4 protein-coding genes, 1 pseudogene and 1 riboswitch are annotated in these 3,650 nt (G+C 69.1%); of the genes and pseudogenes, 3 read left to right on the forward strand and 2 right to left on the reverse strand.

Translation table 11 applies throughout. The features are described from left to right. Nucleotides 1-315, forward strand: a 315-nt coding sequence (locus DBR23_RS21450) for a thrombospondin type 3 repeat-containing protein (protein WP_108499536.1), incomplete at its 5' end; no start/stop codon positions are given. Between the two features lie 156 nt (nt 316-471). Next, nucleotides 472-927: a YXWGXW repeat-containing protein gene (locus DBR23_RS21455; RefSeq protein ID WP_056065438.1), complete on the forward strand. Its 456-nt coding sequence runs from the start codon at nt 472-474 to the stop codon at nt 925-927. A 66-nt stretch (nt 928-993) separates the two neighbouring features. Here the strand turns inward: DBR23_RS21455 and DBR23_RS21460 are convergent, their stop codons facing one another. Further along, nucleotides 994-1,776 (reverse strand): 2-keto-4-pentenoate hydratase, encoded by a 783-nt coding sequence (locus DBR23_RS21460; protein WP_108499537.1) that lies wholly within the window; start codon nt 1,774-1,776, stop codon nt 994-996. A gap of 228 nt (nt 1,777-2,004) precedes the next feature. Next, a riboswitch (glycine riboswitch) is annotated at nt 2,005-2,116 on the forward strand. A 95-nt stretch (nt 2,117-2,211) separates the two neighbouring features. On the opposite strand from DBR23_RS21460, the gene DBR23_RS21465 reads away from it, so the two are divergent. Next, on the forward strand, nt 2,212-3,531 hold the full coding sequence (locus DBR23_RS21465; RefSeq protein WP_108499538.1) for a D-amino acid dehydrogenase: 1,320 nt from the start codon (nt 2,212-2,214) through the stop codon (nt 3,529-3,531). A 56-nt stretch (nt 3,532-3,587) separates the two neighbouring features. Here the strand turns inward: DBR23_RS21465 and DBR23_RS31420 are convergent. Then, nucleotides 3,588-3,650: pseudogene (locus DBR23_RS31420) on the reverse strand (cytochrome c); the annotation flags it as partial.

Consider the following 3,650-nt stretch of genomic DNA (forward strand, 5'->3'; position numbering starts at 1 on the left):
GTGCAGTACCAGGCGCCGCCCCCACCCCGCTACGAGGTGGCGCCACACCCGCGCCGCGGCATGGTGTGGGTGCCCGGCCACTGGGAATGGCGTGGCCACCGCCACGTGTGGATGCAGGGCTACTGGGTGAAAGCCCGCCCCGGCTACCACTACCGCGAGCCCCGTTGGGTCGAACACGGCGGGCGCTGGAACATGCAGCCCGGGGGCTGGGACCGCGATGGCGACGGTGTACCGAACCGCCATGACCGGGATCGCGATGGTGATGGCGTGCCCAACCGCTACGACCATCGCCCGGACAACCCATACCGCCGTTAAGCCGAGGGGCGGCCGCCTGCGGTAGCGCGCAGGCCAGCCCGAGAGCGCCCCCCTGCGCCTACGCCAGGGGCGGCATCGCGCCTACAGCGCGGCGCTGGGTACCCGTGCACCATCGATACACCCGGTTCCACATCGAACCACCCACAGGAGACACTCATGGCCCGCCACCCGCTCACCGCAGCATCCCTCGCGCTTATGGCGTTTTTGGCCTTCGCTCCTGCGCAGGCCGCCACCCAGGGCACCGTCATCATTCAGTCCGGCCAACCCGAGCGCGGCTACCAGACTGCGCCCACCTACCAGGTGATTCCTGCGCCCCCACCTCCGCGCAACGAAGCGATGCCCCGCCCTCGCCGAGGCCAGGTATGGGAAGAAGGCCACTGGGAATGGCGTGGCAACCGCCACCACTGGGTGCGCGGCCACTGGGTGCAGGCGCGCAACGGTTACCAATATCGCCAGCCCCAGTGGATCGAACGCGAAGGCCGGTGGGAGATGCAACGCGGTGGCTGGGACCGCGACGGTGACGGCATCTCCAACCGCAACGACCGGGACCGCGATGGCGACGGCGTGCCCAACCGCCGTGACAGCCAGCCGGACAACCCGCGCCGCAATTGAGGGAGCAACTCCCGCCGCGACCAGGGCGCTGAGCAGGCCCCGTCCCCGCGGTAGCAGCGAACACTGCTACCGCAGCAACAACACAGCCCGACCGAGCCCTGGAAAGTCCGCCACCACTTCGGTACCTGGCGCCACCAGCGCGGTGCCGGTGCACGACCCTGTGGTGACCCACTGCCCCGCGCGCAGCCCGCCCAGGCTGCGCGCGCCTTCGTTGGCCAGCCACACCAGCAGCCGCAGCGGGTCGCCCGCCGGATTGCCCCAGGTGGCATGCTGCACGGCCACGGCCCCATTCACCGACAAGGTCACCGCTTGCGCCAGGGGCTGCACGGCAGCGATATCGTTGGTGCCAGTCCCCACAATCAGCGCCCCGTGGCAGGCCTGGTCGGCCAGGCGGCTCCACTCGCCCTGTTGCGCCCAGGCAGCAAAGCGCGTGTCGCACACCTCAATGGCGGCGCGCACCGACACCACCGCCGCCAGCACCTCGGCGGCGCTGTAGGGGGTGGCGCGGGCGGGCAGGTCGGCCCCCAGTTCGTACACCAGCTCCGCCTCCACGCCCATCACGGCAAAACCCGCGGCAGACAGAGCAACCACCTCACCCGCTGCGGCCACCCACACCGAATCGCGCGTGAGAGCGGCCCGCGCGGGTTGCGCCTGGGGCGACGCAGCGCCGACCTTCCAGCCTGCGATGTCACCGCGCGCACGCACCACGGCGTCCTGCACCGCGTAGGCCTCGGCGGCATCGCGTGGGCGAAGCCCTGCGGGAAAGTCCAGCGGGCGGGGGGTGCGCCCCTCCCGGGCCTGGGTGATGACGGCGGCGCTGGCGACAGGGTCCAAAGTGGCGGGGGGCATGGCAAAACTCTCTGTGGGACAAGGGGTCGGCGGATTATCGGCACCTTCACCAGCGGCCCCGCCCCGCTGCATCAGCAACGATTGCGCCCCATTAGCAGCCGGAGTTGATCTTGCGCGCAGGCTTGGCCCCTAGAATCGGCCTCGCAGGAGAGCACGGCAGCCACAGGCCGCCGCTGCACCGAAGGCGCAAACTCCCATACACGCTCAGGTCCCGTACTGCACCATTCATCAAAGCCGTCTGGAGAGCCGCCTCGCGCAACGCGAAGCGCACCGAAGGAGCAAGCCGCAGCCCGGGTGGGTGGCGGTGAATCTCTCAGGTACCAAGGACAGGGGGAGCGGCAGCTAGGGCATTCATGCGCCAGCTGTTAGCTATTGAATTCATAGCTGCCAGCGCATGTTGTTCTAGCGCCAGAGCCCAGAAAGGCTTTGAAAATCATGCGCGTGATCGTTTTGGGCGCCGGCTTGCTCGGCGTGACTTCGGCTTATTTCCTTTCGCAACTCGGCCACGAGGTGACCGTCATCGACCGCCAGGGTGCGCCCGGTGCCGAGACCAGCTTTGCCAACGGCGGCCAGATCTCGGTGAGCCACGCCGAACCCTGGGCCAACCCCAGTGCGCCGCTCAAGGTGCTGCAGTGGCTGGGCAAAGAGGATGCGCCCCTGCTGTTCCGCATCCGCGCCGACATGCGCCAGTGGCTGTGGGGCCTGTCCTTTTTGCGTAACTGCACGCCAGCGCGCACGCGCCACAACATCGAGCAAATCGTGCGCCTGGGCACCTACAGCCGCGACACGCTGCAGCAGCTGCGCGCGGCAACCGGCCTCCAGTACGACCAGCGCACGCAGGGCATCCTCCACTTCTATACCAACCAAAAGGAATTCGATGGCGCGCTGGCTCCGGCCGAGCAGATGCGCACGCTAGGCTGCGAGCGCCAGGTCATCAGCGCCGACGAGGCCGTGCGTATCGAACCCGCCCTCGCCCACATCCGCCCGCAGCTCGCCGGCGCCACCTACACGGCCGAGGACGAATCCGGCGACGCCAACCAGTTCACACGCGAGCTGGCCAAGCTGTGTGAAGCATCGGGCGTGCAGTTCCGCATGGGCCACCACATCACCGCGCTGCGCGAGGCAGGCGGCCGCATCGACCATGTGGAAGTGACCAATGCCGAAGGCCGCTTCGAGCGCGTGCGCGGCGATGCGTTTGTGCTGGCCATGGGCTCGTTCAGCCCGCTGCTGGCGCAGCCGCTGGGCATCCAGCTGCCCATCTACCCGGCCAAGGGCTACTCGGTGACCATGCCGGTCAAGGACGCCAGCAAGGCGCACCAGGTGAGCCTGACGGACGACGAGTTCAAGCTCGTGTTCTCGCGCTACACCAGCGAACGCGGCGGCGACCGTCTGCGCATTGCCGGCACGGCCGAGCTGAACGGCTACGACCGCCACCTGAACCAGGTGCGCTGCGAGGCCATCGTGCGGCGCGTGGAGCAACTCTTCCCTGGCGCGGGCGACGCGAGCCAGGCCCAGTTCTGGAGCGGTCTGCGCCCCGCCACGCCCAGCAACGTGCCGCTGATTGGCAAGACGAAGGTGGGCAACCTGTTCCTCAATACCGGCCACGGCACGCTGGGCTGGACGCATGCCTGCGGCTCGGGCAAGGCGTTGGCCGACATCGTGAGCGGCCGCGTGCCCGAGGTGGACTTTGCGTTCCAGGGCTTGCAAGGGCGCGCAGCCGGAGCGGCGCTGGTGCCGTCGCGCACGGCGGCCTGAAGCAGCGCGCGGTTGGAGCGAGGCAACGCTGCTGCAACCGCCGCGAGAGGCTGCGCCTACTTGGCCGCGCCCGTGGCGTGCGCCACAAACTGCGCCACGGCCAGCATGTCCTTCTCGCT

Source organism: Acidovorax sp. HMWF018 (genome assembly GCF_003061035.1).
GTDB classification, from domain to species: domain Bacteria; phylum Pseudomonadota; class Gammaproteobacteria; order Burkholderiales; family Burkholderiaceae_C; genus Acidovorax; species Acidovorax delafieldii.

Coding starts and splice junctions, on each gene's coding strand:
- DBR23_RS21455 (WP_056065438.1), top strand. CDS start 472: ATGGCCCGCCACCCGCTCACCGCAGCATCCCTCGCGCTTATGGCGTTT.
- DBR23_RS21460 (WP_108499537.1), bottom strand. CDS start 1,776: ATGCCCCCCGCCACTTTGGACCCTGTCGCCAGCGCCGCCGTCATCACC.
- DBR23_RS21465 (WP_108499538.1), top strand. CDS start 2,212: ATGCGCGTGATCGTTTTGGGCGCCGGCTTGCTCGGCGTGACTTCGGCT.